General features: G+C 62.3%; 16 protein-coding genes and 1 pseudogene. 10 read left to right on the top strand and 7 right to left on the bottom strand.

Annotated elements, in window-relative coordinates; genetic code table 11:
• Window positions 1-280: 280 nt before the first annotated feature.
• The 4 genes from IB273_RS30540 (at window position 281) to IB273_RS30525 (ending at window position 4,131) form a co-directional block, all read left to right on the top strand.
• A complete protein-coding gene (locus IB273_RS30540; RefSeq protein WP_045217906.1) occupies window positions 281-1,285 on the top strand; it encodes a hypothetical protein in 1,005 nt (334 codons plus the stop codon).
• A gap of 36 nt (window positions 1,286-1,321) precedes the next feature.
• Complete coding sequence (locus IB273_RS30535; protein ID WP_045217890.1) at window positions 1,322-2,266, top strand: NAD-dependent epimerase/dehydratase family protein; 945 nt, start codon at window positions 1,322-1,324, stop codon at window positions 2,264-2,266.
• Between the two features lie 6 nt (window positions 2,267-2,272).
• A complete protein-coding gene (locus IB273_RS30530) occupies window positions 2,273-2,962 on the top strand; it encodes a type 1 glutamine amidotransferase domain-containing protein (RefSeq protein WP_045217889.1) in 690 nt (229 codons plus the stop codon).
• Window positions 2,963-3,300: 338 nt separating this feature from the next.
• Window positions 3,301-4,131: an alpha/beta fold hydrolase gene (locus IB273_RS30525; protein ID WP_045217888.1), complete on the top strand. Its 831-nt coding sequence runs from the start codon at window positions 3,301-3,303 to the stop codon at window positions 4,129-4,131.
• Window positions 4,132-4,457: 326 nt separating this feature from the next.
• Here the strand turns inward: IB273_RS30525 and IB273_RS30520 are convergent, their stop codons facing one another.
• Window positions 4,458-5,399, bottom strand: coding sequence for an aromatic alcohol reductase (locus tag IB273_RS30520; RefSeq protein ID WP_192225753.1), 942 nt, complete (start codon window positions 5,397-5,399; stop codon window positions 4,458-4,460).
• A 97-nt stretch (window positions 5,400-5,496) separates the two neighbouring features.
• Here IB273_RS30520 and IB273_RS30515 point away from each other — a divergent pair, with 97 nt between their 5' ends.
• A complete protein-coding gene (locus tag IB273_RS30515; RefSeq protein WP_192225752.1) occupies window positions 5,497-5,946 on the top strand; it encodes a winged helix-turn-helix transcriptional regulator in 450 nt (149 codons plus the stop codon).
• Window positions 5,947-6,082: 136 nt separating this feature from the next.
• Here the strand turns inward: IB273_RS30515 and IB273_RS30510 are convergent, their stop codons facing one another.
• From IB273_RS30510 to ccoN, 5 genes are all read right to left on the bottom strand, one after another.
• Complete coding sequence (locus IB273_RS30510; protein WP_192225751.1) at window positions 6,083-7,081, bottom strand: NAD(P)H-dependent flavin oxidoreductase; 999 nt, start codon at window positions 7,079-7,081, stop codon at window positions 6,083-6,085.
• A gap of 330 nt (window positions 7,082-7,411) precedes the next feature.
• Window positions 7,412-8,272 carry a LysR family transcriptional regulator gene (locus tag IB273_RS30505; RefSeq protein WP_017516353.1) on the bottom strand — a complete coding sequence of 287 codons (861 nt, stop codon included), beginning with the start codon at window positions 8,270-8,272 and terminating at the stop codon, window positions 7,412-7,414.
• A gap of 48 nt (window positions 8,273-8,320) precedes the next feature.
• Entirely contained in the window at window positions 8,321-9,454 is a 1,134-nt protein-coding gene (locus IB273_RS30500) for a CBS domain-containing protein (RefSeq protein ID WP_138526747.1), read from the bottom strand.
• A 139-nt stretch (window positions 9,455-9,593) separates the two neighbouring features.
• The gene (locus IB273_RS30495) at window positions 9,594-9,797 is read right to left on the bottom strand and encodes a hypothetical protein (protein WP_192225750.1); all 204 of its coding nucleotides are present in this window, start codon (window positions 9,795-9,797) and stop codon (window positions 9,594-9,596) included.
• Window positions 9,798-9,807: 10 nt separating this feature from the next.
• Window positions 9,808-11,253: a cytochrome-c oxidase, cbb3-type subunit I gene (ccoN, locus tag IB273_RS30490; protein WP_138526749.1), complete on the bottom strand. Its 1,446-nt coding sequence runs from the start codon at window positions 11,251-11,253 to the stop codon at window positions 9,808-9,810.
• 369 nt (window positions 11,254-11,622) lie between these two features.
• On the opposite strand from ccoN, the gene IB273_RS30485 reads away from it, so the two are divergent.
• Window positions 11,623-11,994, top strand: coding sequence for a DUF6306 domain-containing protein (locus IB273_RS30485; RefSeq protein ID WP_037007937.1), 372 nt, complete (start codon window positions 11,623-11,625; stop codon window positions 11,992-11,994).
• A gap of 147 nt (window positions 11,995-12,141) precedes the next feature.
• Here IB273_RS30485 and IB273_RS30480 read toward each other — a convergent pair whose 3' ends face one another.
• Window positions 12,142-12,738 carry a Crp/Fnr family transcriptional regulator gene (locus tag IB273_RS30480; protein WP_225610344.1) on the bottom strand — a complete coding sequence of 199 codons (597 nt, stop codon included), beginning with the start codon at window positions 12,736-12,738 and terminating at the stop codon, window positions 12,142-12,144.
• Window positions 12,739-13,015: 277 nt separating this feature from the next.
• Here IB273_RS30480 and IB273_RS30475 point away from each other — a divergent pair, with 277 nt between their 5' ends.
• The 4 genes and pseudogenes from IB273_RS30475 to IB273_RS30460 all read left to right on the top strand — a co-directional run.
• On the top strand, window positions 13,016-13,903 hold the full coding sequence (locus IB273_RS30475) for an ABC transporter substrate-binding protein (RefSeq protein ID WP_225610343.1): 888 nt from the start codon (window positions 13,016-13,018) through the stop codon (window positions 13,901-13,903).
• Between the two features lie 10 nt (window positions 13,904-13,913).
• Complete coding sequence (locus tag IB273_RS30470) at window positions 13,914-14,666, top strand: ABC transporter permease (protein ID WP_138526751.1); 753 nt, start codon at window positions 13,914-13,916, stop codon at window positions 14,664-14,666.
• Window positions 14,659-15,348, top strand: coding sequence for an ATP-binding cassette domain-containing protein (locus IB273_RS30465; RefSeq protein ID WP_138526752.1), 690 nt, complete (start codon window positions 14,659-14,661; stop codon window positions 15,346-15,348). Before IB273_RS30470 ends, IB273_RS30465 begins: the two co-directional genes overlap by 8 nt.
• Window positions 15,345-15,572 (top strand): annotated as a pseudogene (locus tag IB273_RS30460) (hypothetical protein); the annotation flags it as partial. The gene IB273_RS30465 and the pseudogene IB273_RS30460, both read left to right, overlap by 4 nt.

The following is a 15,572-nucleotide window of genomic DNA, read 5'->3' as shown; positions in this document are numbered from 1 at the left end:
GATTTCTGGCGCTGGTGAGAGGCAGCTACCGACCCATAGCGGACGTGCACTTCTAGACTATTGGGATTGCCCATTGGCAGCGTTGCATGGTCCCCAACCAACCAGACGCTTGTCATTCATCGCTCTTATTCTCTCTCATCGCGCCGTTAATAACTCTCAGGGCTCCTTGACCTTAAAGCTAACTTTAATCTTAGGGTTCCGCACAGACACCGCCAACTGAGTCGGTGCACAGATGCTGCCTCCTCTGGCGGAGCCAGCCCAACACGCGGAGACCTTCGATATGAAACCTGTTTCACTTGCCCTTGCTTGTGGCCTTCTTAGCGCCGCCATAGCGGTGCCTTCCTGGGCTTCACAACCAACCGATCCAGCGGCCGCCCAGGCCGCCACGACGATTGCCGGGCAAGTCATCCCTGTCGTGAAAGGGGGATTGTACGATCGCTACCACTCCAACCCGCCACTCTCGGTGATTGCTCAGGAGGCTCCGGATATCGACCTGAGCTGGTTCAAGACCCTGACAAAGACCAAGGTCGACATGGGCTTTGAGTCCTATTCCCCGAATTTCTATTACAACAACAGCCGGGTCACCGTGGTCTTCACAGCCGATCTGGACAGACTCCGGGGTCTGATGCCCGCCAAGGTCCTGGAGCAGGTGCAGCCACTACAGATCTGGCCTGGCCGAGGTCTGGTGGCGCTGACTGCCTACGCCTATCACTACTGCGACAACGACAGTTACAACGAAATTGCCTTGTCCATCGTCACCAACAAGCCAGGCCGCAGCAACCTGGGGCCCATCAGCCTGATCAGCCAATCGATGAGCAGGGACCTGTGGGGGTATGTGTTGAAGCTGCCGGTCAACACCGAGCTGGCCAGAGTGCGCGGCGTGGTCGGCTACAACCTGCCCAAATGGCTGACACCTATCGACTATCGTGAGACGGACAAATCGGTGGTGGTGAGCATCAGCGATAGCCAGACCGGCAAGGTCGACGTGACCCTGGAAACAGCGAAGCTTGCTGATCTGTCGCAGGACGTCGAACTGGTCACCAACAGTTTCACTAATCTCGATCACAAGGCAGAGCTCAGCTACGGCTATGCGGTCTCCCGGCAGCTGCACCATGCCTCCACGACAAGTTCGGACGCCGTCAAGCTGAGCCTGAGCGACGGCAGCCTGTCGACCTACATCAAGTCACTGAAACTGGGGTCGATGCTGAAGTACGAGTATGTGCCGCAGTTCCAGAGTGCCTTGTATGCGCCGGCACCGCTGCAGACGATGCTGCCGCGCGATTGAGTGTTGCGGGTTCCCAGGGCCAAGTGAGGAAATCGCATGCAGACCATCTTGGGCGCCACCGGCCAGATTGCGGTGGAACTGGCGCGAGAGCTTAACCGCGCCTATACAACAAATCTGCGACTTGTGAGCCGCCGACCTGAGAAGGTCAACGACTCCGACTCCCTGGTGCCGGCCGACCTGCTTGATGCCGGCCAGGCTGCCAGGGCGGTAGAGGGTAGCAGCATCGTCTACTTCACTGCGGGCCTGCCGCCGGATACGCGGCTGTGGGAAGAGCAGTTTCCAACGATGCTCAAGAACGCGCTGGATGCGACCCGAGCGGCAAAGGCCAAGTTCGTCTATTTCGACAACACCTACATGTACCCGCAGGATGGCCGTGTACTGACCGAAGCATCCGTATTCGAACCCGTAGGCCGCAAAGGCAAGGTGCGTGCTGCGATGGCGTCGATGGTCCTGCAGGAGGCGGCACGGGGCGAAATCCCCGTCGTTATCGGACGAGCCCCCGAGTTCTACGGTCCTGACAAGACGCAGAGCATTACCAATACGTTGGTCATCGACAAGATCAAGTTGGGCCAGACGCCGCGAGTGCCGGTGCGCGACGACACCCGGCGCACGCTCATCTGGACTCCCGACGCGAGCCGCGCGCTGGCGGCCTTGGGTAACGCCGCGGACACGTTCGGGCAAACCTGGCATTTGCCCTGCGACGATGATCGCCTGACCTACCGACAGATCGTGGCGTTGGCATCCGAACTGGTCGGTCGTGAGCCCTCTTATCGAGTGCTCGGCAAGTGGACTTTGATAGCCGCCGGCCTGCTATCCCGGCAGGTCCGCGAACTTCGCGAGCTACTGCCGCGCTATGAGCGCGACAACCTGTTCGACTCGGCGAAATTCAAGCGGCGCTTCCCGGAGTTCAAGGTGACCACTTATCGCCGAGGGCTCGAGCAGCTCTTTGCAGAATCCAGCCCGAATCCGTTTGAAAGGTAAACCGTCATGCCCCGTCGCATTCTCCATGTCGTCTCCAACGTGGCTCACTTCGACAATCCCGACGAGCCAACCGGCTTGTGGCTGTCGGAGCTCTCTCACGCTTACGACCTCTTTGCTGCCCAGGGCTACGAGCAGCGGTTGGTAAGCCCCAAGGGGGGAGCAATACCTCTGGAGCCACGCTCACTCAAATGGCCGAACGCCGATGCCTCCGCTAAACGTTGGTTGGCTGACCCCGCCAGCATGGCGTTGCTCTCGCACACCGCCTCGCCGGGAGAGTTATGCGGCAAGGATTTCGATGCGATCTACTTCACCGGCGGTCACGCCGTGATGTACGACTATCCGGATGATGAAGGGCTGCAGCGACTCGCCCGCGAGGTCTATGAGCATGGAGGCATCGTTGCCTCCGTATGCCATGGCTATTGCGGCCTTTTGAACACTCGGCTATCGGACGGCTCGTTGCTCGTCGCAGGGCGACGCGTGACCGGCTTTACCTGGATGGAAGAGATCCTGGCAGGGGTGGCTAAACAGGTGCCTTACAACGCCGAGGAAGAGATGAAGCGACGTGGCGCCCGATTCGAAAAGGCGCTGGTTCCCTTTACGCCGAAGGCTGTGGTGGATGGCCGCCTGGTGACAGGGCAGAACCCTCAGTCAGCCAAGGTCACTGCCAAACGGGTCATTTCAGTACTGAGCGCCTGAAGACAACCAATTGTTGGCCCTGGAGACCCGATGAACCCTCAGATGGGTTTTGCTCCTGGAATAACCGAACAGCGGTGCGTGGTAGTCGGACGCGCAATTTCGGAGGTAACGCTGCCGCTGTGATTGACGCGAAGGAGGCTCCGCATGGTGGCGGTCGTTCGTGCATCGGACGGCACGCTGCGGAGCAGCCAGTACAAGGGGCGTAGTGGTATCGCTGCAGAGTCAGTCTGGGTCGATTTTCGCCTCTCGTTCCGGCCGACGGATGGAATAACGCTCCCGGCCACAGCACGTGTGCAGGCGCCGGTTCATCGATCTACACATAATCCGGAGACACGAACATGGGATACGTCACGACCAAAGATGGTGTCGAGATCTTCTACAAGGATTGGGGCCCCCGGAACGCCCCAGTCATCCACTTTCATCATGGCTGGCCGCTCAGTGCCGACGACTGGGACGCCCAGATGCTGTTCTTCGTGGCGAACGGCTTCCGAGTCGTTGCTCACGATCGCCGCGGGCATGGACGATCGAGCCAGGTGTGGGATGGACATGACATGGACCACTACGCTGACGACGTGGCCGCGGTAGTCAATCACCTTGGTAGCCAGGGGGCGGTACATGTGGGCCACTCGACCGGCGGCGGAGAGGTCATCCACTACATCGCCCGTCACGGCGAGGACCGTGTGTCCAAGGCCGCGATCATCAGCGCGGTTCCTCCGCTGATGGTCAAGACCCAGAGCAATCCTGGCGGCCTGCCCAAGGAGGTGTTTGACGACCTTCAGGCCCAGCTCAAGGCCAATCGCGCCCAGTTCTATTACGACGTTCCGGCCGGGCCGTTTTACGGTTACAACCGCCCCAATGCGAAGACCTCTGAAGGCATTATTTGGAACTGGTGGCGCCAGGGCATGATGGGCTGCGCCCAGGCCCATTACGACGGAATCGTAGCCTTCTCGCAGACGGACTTCACAGAAGATCTCAAGGGAATCACCATTCCTGTGCTGGTGATGCATGGGGATGACGACCAGATCGTACCCTACGAGGATTCCGGGCCGCTTTCAGCAAAGTTGCTCAAGAACGGGACTCTCAAAACCTATTCTGGCTTCCCCCACGGGATGCCAACCACCGAAGCTGAGACAATCAACGCAGACTTGCTGGCGTTCATTCGCGGCTAACCGCGCCAGGGAGCCAGGTATTTCTGGCTCCCTTCCTTTCCATGGGCGCGACGGCATGGCGTTCCGTTTAATTAGCCGTCGGGGCGAACGTCAGTGCCTTTAACCCGAACATTGCTCCACGAGTGCGAGGACCGCAATCTCAGCCCCATTCGTTCGCTTCTGGCCAATTTCTGCCGCTGGCGAGGGCGGCTACCGACCCATAGCGGACACTGAGGCTCTACGCTGAAAGTCTAGACAGCTTGCCGTCCTCTAAACGTTCAACTTTGGTTGTCAGCGTCCACTGTCGGGACAAGGTGTTTCTCTGCAAGTCAGCTATCTGTCGTCGCTCACTTGCCCCCAAGGTTCGCCCGAGCCCATTGTTCAGCGGTGGTTACTGGAATCGACTGCTGTTCGTTGAAGGTGCCCGCTTTAGGCCATGCCACACCTCTGCCTTGTGCGAATACAGCGCGGTACTTTTTGATGTGATGGGTAGGGTCTTTTCTCAGCTCATCCATCAAGTACGGAACAGTCCACACGTTAGTTTGGAACGGACGACCCAGTACATGTTCGAGGATGTTCGCGACCTGTCCATACGACACCGTGTCGCCTGAGAGATAAACAATCTCGTTGCGGAAGCGAGGTTCAAAGAAGACGATTTCCGCAGTGAGAGCACCGATGTCGTCTGGCGTGGTGAGCGTCACGCTGTTCTCGAGACTGCCGAGCGCGTTAACGGTGTCATTGTCGAAGTCGACTACCTCAAATACGGGCTCGAAAAGGAAGCTGGTGAACATGCCCGTCGAGATAATTACCCATTCGGTTTTGTCTTGCGCGCGGAGCGCCTCTCGTACATCGAGTTGAGCATCGAAAAGATCTTGGGGGCTGCCCCGACCGATCACTTCGAAATCCACGCCAAACTGCCACGGGAAGTAGCGCTTCACGCCCGACCTTAGCGCTGCTGTCGCCAACTTCATGGGGGTTTCTCGACCTGCGACCATGCCGGCACAACCTATGACGGTATCGAACCGGGCGAACACTTCAGCCAACTGATCAATTGAGTCGTTCACCAGATCCGCAGCGACCATCTGAATGCCCAGCCCACGAAGCTCGTCGATTTCGGCCTTTTTCTCCGGTATCTGGGTGTTGATGGTCGACTCCCTGAGAAGAACGCTGATTTGGGAGCCGGGTGCGCGTTTGGCCACTCGCGCGAGATTGCGCAAAACCGGGAGACCCAGTTCGCCAGCGCCGAGAACAAGAATGGATTGAGGGGAAAACGGGGTTGCTTCGGTCATGATTTCTCCTGAGGCGTGATGCCTTTAACATGAGCGAATGCTGGCATGATCAGGCAGTACTCGTAAGAAGGCACACGCGTGATACCTAGGAGGATAAATGACCAATCAGGACGCTCTGAGCCAGGCAGAAGCCATCTGCCGAACGCTCCGAGAAGATGACGATGGCGTCAGACGGGAAGTCCTCGCCCACGCGGGTAGCCGATGGTCATTGGGCATCCTGCATGCTTTGGGCGTGTACGGCACGATGCGCCACGCCGAGATAAAAAGGCAGATGACTGGGGTGACCCAGCGAATGCTGACCAAGACGCTACGCGCCATGGAGCGGGATGGATTGCTGCTTCGACGGGAGTTCGGGGAAATTCCGCCGCGCGTCGAATACGAGCTGACGCCGCTGGGTATGGAACTGTTGGTTCGGATGTCTCCTGTTTGGATGTGGGTGGTCGAAAACGCCGAGGAATTCCGCAAGGCGCGGCGCGCTTTCGACAGTCAAGATGACAAGAAACCAGCCTGGCAAATCCCCACGTCGGCTCCCTCTAATCCAGAGTAATCGATAGCGTGTACTTCTCATTCAGAGCAGTAGCACTCGACCTAACCTCGCCCAAAATCGAACGCCCGCTTCTGGCCGATTGCCGCCCCTGACTAGAGGCAGCAATCGAAGCTGAGCTTGAACTCCATGCTTTCGATCACCCGTTGCACCTCAGATCTTCAAGGCGCCGCATCGCATGACGCGCATCATCAAGCACTGAATCAAAAATGGCTTCCACGCTTTGCACAGCGTTAGCAAATACGATCGATGGGCCGCAATCGAGCATGCCTTGGTGGCTATCCCCTGTCTTGTAGGCGTGAGTGGTTAGCGTGCCCATGACGTGAGGGCGATAGCTTTCGAAATCGCTCGCTCCCGCCGCGTCCAATGCTGCAACAGCCTTGGCGCTGTCGTTGTTCAGGACTCGGTGATGTTGCCGCAAGCCGGTCTTCACGATGATGCTTTCTGTGCCGTCGCTCTGAACCAGTCGTTCCTTGTACTGGCGGTGAATCCACAGCTCCTCGGCTACCAGCATTCGCGACCCCATCAGGATTGCATCGGCTCCCATCATCAGGGTCGCCGCCAGTTGTCTTCCTGCACCGATCCCACCACCGATAACCACAGGGATGGAAACCTCTTTCGGTGCGTGGGCGGCTTGAACCATGCTGCTGATGCCGTAGGTTCCGGGATGGCCGCCGCAATCATTGCCAACTACGATTACCGCGTCCACGCCAAGACGCGCGGCTGATCGCGCGTAGCGAACCGCCGGAACCTTGTGCAGAACCTTGATACCCGCTTCTCGCAGCGCTGGCAGGACTTCCTCGGGGCTTCCACCTGAAGTCTCGACACGGAGCACTTCTTCCTCGGCAAGAATCCTCATCTGCTGCCGCAAGCGCTCAGCTGCGTTGGCCTGGCCAGAAAGGTAGAGGTTCACCCCGAATCCTTTTCCCGAGGTGAGGCTACGACACCGACGAAGTTGCTCCCGGAATTCGTCTAGATCGGAAAATCCGGCAGCAACCACAAATCCCATCCCGCCTGCGTTGACCACAGCCGCGACGTAGCTCGCGTCTGAGACGCTGGGGCCCATACCGCCGCAAAGAATGGGATGACGGATACCAAGCATCTCGGTAATGCGAGTTCTGAACAGCTGATTACGCATTGGCACTCCGGTTCGGCGAAGAGCATGGACAGGCGACGTGAGCCGCCCTGGGAGGGGTGAATGGTGTTCCCGAAACGCTCGACTTGATCTAAGGTCGGGGTCATTCTTATAGCTGAACAGATGTTCAGCAGTAAAGGCCGCGATGGCCGTCCGCCAAGGGCGCTCGTAAGTCCTTGCTTAAGCTCGCTGGGGAAGCCCAATGGCTTCGCGCATGTGCAGAGCGCCGGATATCTGAAATAGGTGAGTAGGAGTTCCTGCAGAGGCGAGCCTGCCTGTCGTGGCTTTTCGGGAGGATTTTTGATGGGCCCCGCTCCTGTGGCGGCCGGTACGTCAAATCATCGGATCCCAACGCTGTGACCAGTCCGGGTCCTGCGACACCACCTCGCGCAGCAGCTCGAACGCCTGCTGCAGCGCCTGCGAATCGCGGTCCCGCGAATACACCAGATAGGTCGGGTAGCTGAACTCCGGCGCCTTGGGCACCCGGCGCAGCACCTTGCGGTCCAGGTAACTTTGCACCACCCGCGTGCGGAAATAGCCCGAGCCACCGTTCTCCAGGATGTACTGCAACGCCAGCGGGCCGAGGTTGAACGACACCGGCGCCTTGGACAGTTCCGGCAGGGCACTGTCGTGTTGCTGGCGGAAGCCTTCGCCCCAGTCGATGTAGACGTAGGGCTCGGGGTTCTGCGCACGCACCAGGATCAGTTTCTCCTCCAGCAACTGCTCCACCTGCATCCCCGGCCAGTAGGTTGGCTGGTAGACCAGGGCTGCGTCGAGCACCCCCAGCTCGAGCTGGCGCAGCAGGCTGTGGCCGTCGCCGATCTCGGCGCGTACCGCGTGGTCGCCGATCGCCTGGCGGATACGGCTGACCCAGCGCAGCATCAACGGGTTGCAAAGGCTCACTTCGCCACCGATGTGCAGCACGTTGTGGATGCCTTCGGGCAACGGCAGGTCGCGCTGGGCCGCCTCCCAGGTCTGCAGGATCTGGTTGGCGTAGGTAACGAAGGCCTCGCCGTCCGGCGTCAGGCGTGCACCGGCGCGGTTACGCACGAACAGCGTGCAGTTGAGATGCGCCTCCAGCTTCTGCACTCGTGCGGTGATCGCGGTCTGGGTGACGTGCATGCGTTCGGCGGCGGCCACGAAGCTACCGTGGCGGACGATTTCCAGGAAGGTACGGGTGAGGTCGATGTCCATGCGGAGGCTTCTGCGCGATTTAGTCGGCCAGTGTAACGGAAAGGTCGGTCAGCCCAGATGACTGAGCAGGTCGCGTTCCAGGGCGGCGATCAGGTCGGTCTGGGTGATCACGCCCACCAGTTCGCCGCGCTCCAGTACCGGCAAACAGTGCAGACCCTGGTCGGAGAGCAGCGGGATCAACTCCACCGCATGGGTGTCGGCATCCACGTGCAGCACCGGACTGGTCATCACTTCGCCCAGCAGACGGTCGCGGCGCAGGCCGATGCCGCCGAGCAGTCGCTTCCACCAGACGCCCCTGGGCACCAGGAGGTCGATCAGGCTGACGATGCCCACCAGCCGGCGCTCCTCGTCAAGGATCGGCAAGGCCTTCAGGTGGTGCTTCACCAGCAGGCGCAGGGCGTGACTGAGCGGGGTTTCCGGCGAAGCGCAGATCAGGTCGCGGGACATCACCTCCCGCGCGCGGGTCTCGCCCATGCTGCGGCGCAGGGCATGTCGCTCGGTACTGCGCACCAGGCGTTCCAGGTCGTCGCGGGTGATGTCGACGAAGGAGCCCAGTTCGTCCAGCGCCTGGTCGAGGTCGGCGGCCTGGATGCCGACTCGCGCGCCGGGCGCCGGGTCCTGGGTCTGGTGGTTGTCCGGCGCAAAGCTTCGGCGGCGCGGGTAGGGCATGCGCGTGAGGTTGTTGAACAGCAGGGCCAGGAGCACCAGGCAGAGGCCGCCGCTGATGGCCGGCAGCGGCGCCGTCCAGCTGGGCTCGCCGGGCAGCGGCGAGGCGAACACCATGCAGAAGGCCAGCGCGCCGCCCGGCGGATGCAGGCAGCGCAGCGGGTACATCAGCAGCAGGCTAAGCCCAAGGGCGAGGGCCGCGCTGGCGATGCCGGCGGGCAGCCAGAAACCGATCAGCAGCGCCACCAGTGATGCGCACAGGTAGCTGCCGATCACCGACCAGGGCTGGGCCAGGGCGCCGGAAGACACGGCGAACAGCAGCACTGCCGAAGCAGCCCAGGTTCCGGCGAAGTGCAGGGCCACCGCGGAGCCGAACAGCAGGCCGCAGGTGGCGGCACTGAGCAGGAAGCCCAGGCTGGCGCCTAGCGAGGCGCGCAGCCATTCGCGCGGGCGGGTGTGGGGAATGTCGGGCAGGTACGCGGCGGCGCGGTGCCGCCAGCCGGTGAGGGCGGGCATCGGTAGGTCCGTGGAGCGAAGTTTGAAAAAAACGGGCTCTCGCGGGGAGGAGCCCTGCAAGGTGCCAACATCGGCACTCAGGGAGGCCCCGTCCATGGGGCTGGGAAACCAGAAGGCTGGAAAACAGGAGCGCTGGAGATCAGGCGCGCATTCGGTACGGTGGTGGTGGCTCCGGCAGGGGCTGGACGATCCGCTCGCAGTGCCGGCCGGTGGCCGCGCTCATGCGCCGCGCGGCATCCGGGTCGTCGGCGAAGGGCAGCAGCGCCGCTTGTTCGCCGTCGCAGCGGCAGGTCCGCCAGCAGGCGGCTGTACAGGCGATCAGGCCGATCAGGCTCAGCAGCATCGTCGAGTCCTCAGGCCGCAGCCGCTGCGAGATTCGACACCGGCTTGCCGGAGCGCACTGTGGCCCAAGTGTTCCACGCCATCAGCAGCATGCCGCTGGCGAAGGTGGAACCGCCGATAAGCCGCACGATGTAGCCCGGATGGCTGGCAGCCAGCGCTTCGACAAAGGAGTAGGTCAGCGTACCGTCCTCGTTCACCGCGCGCCACATCAGGCCCTGGGTGATGCCGTTGACCCACATCGAGGCGATGTACAGCACGGTGCCGATGGTGGCGAGCCAGAAGTGCGCGTTGATCAGCCCAACGCTGTGCATCTGCTCGCGGCCGTAGAGCTTGGGAATCATGTGGTAGAGCGCGCCGATGGAGATCATCGCCACCCAGCCCAGGGCGCCGGCATGCACGTGGCCGATGGTCCAGTCGGTGTAGTGCGACAGCGAGTTCACCGTCTTGATCGCCATCATCGGTCCTTCGAAGGTCGACATGCCGTAGAAGGCCAGCGACACCACAAGGAAACGCAGGATCGGGTCGGTGCGCAACTTATGCCAGGCACCCGAGAGGGTCATCATGCCGTTGATCATGCCGCCCCAACTGGGCGCCAGGAGGATCAGCGACATCACCATGCCCAGGCTCTGCGCCCAGTCGGGCAAGGCGGTGTAGTGCAGGTGGTGCGGGCCGGCCCAAATATACAGGGTGATGATCGCCCAGAAGTGCACGATGGACAGGCGATAGGAGTAGATCGGCCGCTCGGCCTGCTTGGGCACGTAGTAGTACATCATCCCGAGGAATCCCACCGAGAGGATGAAGCCCACCACGCTGTGGCCGTACCACCACTGGATCATCGCGTCGGTGGCGCCCGAGTAGAGCGGGTAGGACTTGAGCAGCGTCACCGGAATCGCCAGGTGATTGACCACGTGGACCATCCCGGTGACCACGATGAAGGCACCGTAGAACCAGTTGCCGACGTAGATGTGGCGTACCTTGCGGCGGGCGATAGTGCCGAAGAACAGGTAGGCGTACACCAGCCAGAGAAAGGTCACCCAGACGGCGATGGGCCACTCCATCTCGGCGTATTCCTTGGACGTGGTGATGCCCAGCGGGTAGCTCACCAGCATCGACACCAGGCTCGCCTGCCAGCCCCAGAACAGCAGGTTGGCCAGGCTGTCGGAGATGATCCGCACGCGGCAGGTGCGTTGCACCACGTAGAAGGAGGTAGCGAACAGCGCGCTGCCGCCGAAGGCGAAGATCACCAGGTTGGTGTGGATCGGCCGGATGCGCCCGAAGCTGGTCCAGGGCATCTCCAGGCTCAGTTGCGGCCACACCAATTGGGCGGCGATGAACACGCCCATGAGCATCCCGAGGATGCCCCAGCCCAGGGTGGTGAGGGTGAAGCGGCGAACGATGTCGTAGTTGTATTCGGCGTCGCGGGAGGTGTGCTGATCGAGGGGTATCGCGCTGTCCATCTTGATTCCGTCGTACTCCGGTTGACTGGCGGCTCCCTGCCCGCACGAATGCGGCAAGGCGAACTAGGCAGTTAGGAGGCAATTCGCCGCAGGGAGCCCGATCAGTCTGAACAGACGCGATGGATGCAACAAACGAATAATAATGCTGCATAAGTGCAATAACTTTGATCTTAAGGTGGGGTGTTGGCATGCGGCGGCTCTGCAATGCCTTGTCCGGGATCAACGCCGACGAGCGACGCAGCGGAAATGAAGAGGTACAGCGCAAGCTGGATGCATTCGAGAAATTGCAGCGTCAGTGCAATTCAATTCATTTAAAACCACTTCATGAGGCAGTCTAGGATGGGCTCTCGCCAAGACCTGGAGGGCTTCATGTCCGACGAACTGATTGACTGGTTGCAGACGCTGATGCGCGCCGAGCGTGCCGGTGCGCGGGTGATGCTCGACAGCCTGCGGCAGGCCGAGGAGTTGGTGGCACGTAATCGCCTGGAGCATCTGCATCAGGGCGAGGCGGAAAGCTGCCGGCGTCTGCGCCGATGCCTGGAACGCCTGGGTGTCACGCCCGATACCGGCGTCGGTGACTTCCACGCCAGCGCCATGGCCATTGATGACTTGGAACTGCGCTTCGACTTCATTGGCCGCGGCCAGCGCTGGGTCGCCCGGCAGATAACCCAGCGCCTGCCGGAGATCGACGAGCCCTGGCTGCGCGAGGAGTTGGAGGCGGTGTTGCGGTTGCATCGGTGAATTGAGCGCTGAGATTATCCGCGATGCCTTGCGGGATCGGCTCGCGGCGAAAACCAACCATGCTGAACATGGTGCGCGTTCCATCGCTGCGTGCCTTTCCAGGCTGCTACCCCGACCAGTTGAAGCGATAGCCGAAATCCGGCCCGCTCAGAAAGAACGTACTGCCGGGCTGGCCAGGTCCTGCAAGTAGGTGAGGTCGCACAGCAGCCATTGCCGGAGTCGCCCCTGGATGCGTCCGGCCTGCTGCCAATCGGACAGCAACCGGCTGAGTGATTCCGGGCGAATACCCAGGTGTGTGGCGAGCTGGCGCTGACTGATCGGCAGGTTGAGACGCTCGCCTTGGCGACGGTGCAGGCCGAGCAGATAGGCGGCCAGACGCTGGGAGGCGGAACTCGCCGTCAGCCAGTCGACCTCGTTCACCTGGCGGTAGAGGCGCAGGCTGAGGTTTTCCAGCATGCGCATGGCCAGCGGCGGATGATCCTCGCAGGCCTTGCGCAGCGCATTGCGGCTCAGTCGGAAGAACTCGCCGCTGCCCTGGCTGCGGGCGTTCATCGGGTAGCGGCCGTGAGGCATGAACATGGCCGCTTCAGCGATCAACTGACCTTCGCGGAACAGGTGGAAGACGCGCTCCTCGCCATCGCAGGTGAAGCGCAGCATTTCCACACAGCCACGCCGTACCAGCAGGAAATGCTCGGCAGGGTCGCCTTCGCGGAACAACAGCCTGCCGGCTTCAGCGCGGAGCAAGGTTGCCGACTCACACAATCCGGCCATGAGGGCGTCCGGCAGGTCGGAGAACTGGGGGAGGGCGCCCAACAATCGCAGGCATTCACCACGATCTGGCGCGAACTTAACATTTGTCATTCGTGATGAGCGTGCGGGCTGCAATGATTTGTGAATGAAGATAAGACTTATTCGCATATCAATCAATCGGAGGCTACCGCGCCTCTTCCTTTCACTTGCACTGGTCGCCGGCACCTGCCTGGCGTCCCCGGCCGGCATGGCCCGGGAAAAGGTTTTGCGGTTGGGTGGCCCCGGCGCGGTGGTCAGCTTTCCGCTGCTGCACATGGTGGAAACCAATGCCCTGGCGGAGTACGCCGAGCGCGTCGAATTCCACCTCTGGCAGAACCCCGACCAGCTGCGCGTGCTGCTGGCAAAGAACGAACTCGACTACAGCGCTGTCCCGGTGAACCTGCCGGCGCTGATGGCTGGGCGCGGGCAGCACGTGCGGCTGCTCAACGTCTCTGTGTGGGGAATCATCTGGCTGGTGAGCCGCGACCCTCAGGTGAAAGGCTTCGCCGACCTGGCCGGCAAGGACGTGGTGCTGCCTTTCCAGCGCGATCTGCCGGCGATCCTGATCGATGAGCTGTTGCTCAGCCATGGCCTGAAGCCGGGCAAGGACCTGACGCTGCGCCCGGTCCGCGACGGCCAGGACGCCCAGGCGCTGCTGCTGGCCGGTCGCGCCGATCACGCCCTGCTGGTGGAGCCGGCGGTGTCCCTGCTGCTTTGGCGCAACCGCAGCAAGGGTGGGGCGCCGCTCTACCGTGTGCAAAGTCTGGAGAGCGCCTGGAAGCAGGCCTTCGCTCAACAGCCTGAACTGCCTCAGGCAGGACTGATGAGCAGCCCGCAGCGCGCCGAGGACGGCGAGTTGGCGCGCGCAGTGGAGGCCGCCTATGCCGAGTCCGCCCGCTGGTGCAGTACGCAGCCGCGGGACTGCGCGGAGCTGGTGCATCGGCACCTGCCGCACTTGCCGGTGGAGGCGGTCGAGGAGTCCATCCGCGTCACGCGCCTGGACAGTGTTGCCGCCAGCGCCGCACGCGGGCCTCTGGAGGCGCTGTTCGGCCTGATCGCCGAACGCCATCCACAGGCCATCGGTGGCTCCATGCCATCTGCGAGCTTCTATGGGCCGTGAGATGAGTCGAATGACTTCCCGACGCTGGGCCGTGCTGGGTGGCGCCTTGTTGCTGGTGGGCTGGCAACTGCTGGCGATGCGCCTGGGCTCGCTGCTCATGGCAACTCCCGGGCAGACGCTGCAAGCCATGGCTCGCCTGCCTTTCGAGGCCGACTTCCGTCTTCATGCCGGCGCCAGTCTGCTGCGCATCGTCCTGGGTGTTGGACTGGGTTGCCTGCTGGGCTTCTGTCTGGGCCTGCTGGCCGGGCTGGACGCTCGTGTACGCGGTCTGCTGGAACCCCTGCGCTGGCTGTTGATGTCGGTGCCGCCAGTGGTGGTCGTGGTGCTGGCGATGCTGTGGGTCGGCCTGGGCTCGGCCATGGTGGTGCTGATCAGCGTGTTGATGCTGGCGCCGGGCATGTACGTGAACACCGTCAAGGGCATGCAGATGGTTGACCGCGGCCTGCTGGAGATGGCGCGGGTCTACCGCTTCAGTCCCTGGCAGAAGTTGCGGCGGCTCTATATCCCTTCATTGACCGCGCCGCTTGGAGCGGCACTGTTGATCGCCACCTGCGGCGGCGTGCGCCTGGTGGTGATGGCTGAAGTGCTTGGCGCGGAAAGTGGAGCCGGTTTCGCGCTGGCTAACGCGCGCAGTACGTTCGACAGCGCCGGGTTGTATGCCTGGACTCTGCTTATCCTGCTGTTGGTCGCCGCACTGGAGTTCCTCCTGCTGCAGCCGCTGCAGCGGCGCATGGGCCGTTGGCAGGAGGCCGCCCATGCTTGAGTGGTACGGAGTCGATCTGCGGCTGGGCCAACGGCGTGTACTCGCCGACGCTTCCCTGCGCCTGCTACCCGGTGAGCGGGTTGGCATTCTCGGGCCCAGCGGCGCCGGCAAGAGCAGCCTGTTGCGTCTGGCGGCCGGCCTCCTGAGGCCCCATCGGGGGCGAGCGGACAACGGATTCCGTCATCCCGTACTGGCATTCCAGGAGCCGCGCCTGCTGCCCTGGTGCCGGGTCGCGGAGAACCTGGAAATCCCCCTGCGCGCCATCGGCCACGACCGTACGACGGTGCGTCGGCTGGCCAGCCTTTGGCTGGAGCGAGTCGGCCTCGCCGGCCACGGGCGCGCCTGGCCGAATCAATTGTCCGGGGGCATGGCACAGCGCGTTGCCCTGGCGCGCGCTTTCTCGGTTGAGCCGGACCTGCTGCTGCTTGACGAGCCATTCAGCGCGCTGGACCCGGCGCTGCGCGAATCGCTGCTTGATCTTTGCCGCGACTGGTTGACCAGCTCGGGTGCGGCCTTGCTGTGCGTCAGCCACCACCCCGGCGAACTGGTCGGCCTCGTCGAGCGCTTCGTGCTGGTCAACGACGGCTCGCTTCGTCCGTTCGACCTCAGTGGACACACCGCCGATCAAGCGGCGGCGGTCCTTCATCAGACCCTGCTGGCCCTGGAGATACCCGCGCCATGATTTATCCGATCCTGCTGACCTTGCACCTGTTCGCCGCGCTGATGTTCATCGGCACGGTGTTCTTCGAGGTGCTGATCTTCGAGAGCGTGCGCAAGTCCGTGCCGGCTGCGGTAATGCGCCAGGTGGAGCAGGGCATCGGCAAGCGTGCGCGGCGGCTGATGCCCTGGGTGTTGCTGGTGCTGTTCAGTGCCGGCCTGGGCATGGTCTGGACGCGCTACCTGCCG

This window comes from Pseudomonas sp. PDM19 (assembly GCF_014852215.1).
In the GTDB taxonomy this organism is placed as follows: domain Bacteria; phylum Pseudomonadota; class Gammaproteobacteria; order Pseudomonadales; family Pseudomonadaceae; genus Pseudomonas.
Note: the sequence above shows the minus strand (reverse complement) of the source record. Positions and strands in the feature narration are given on the sequence as shown.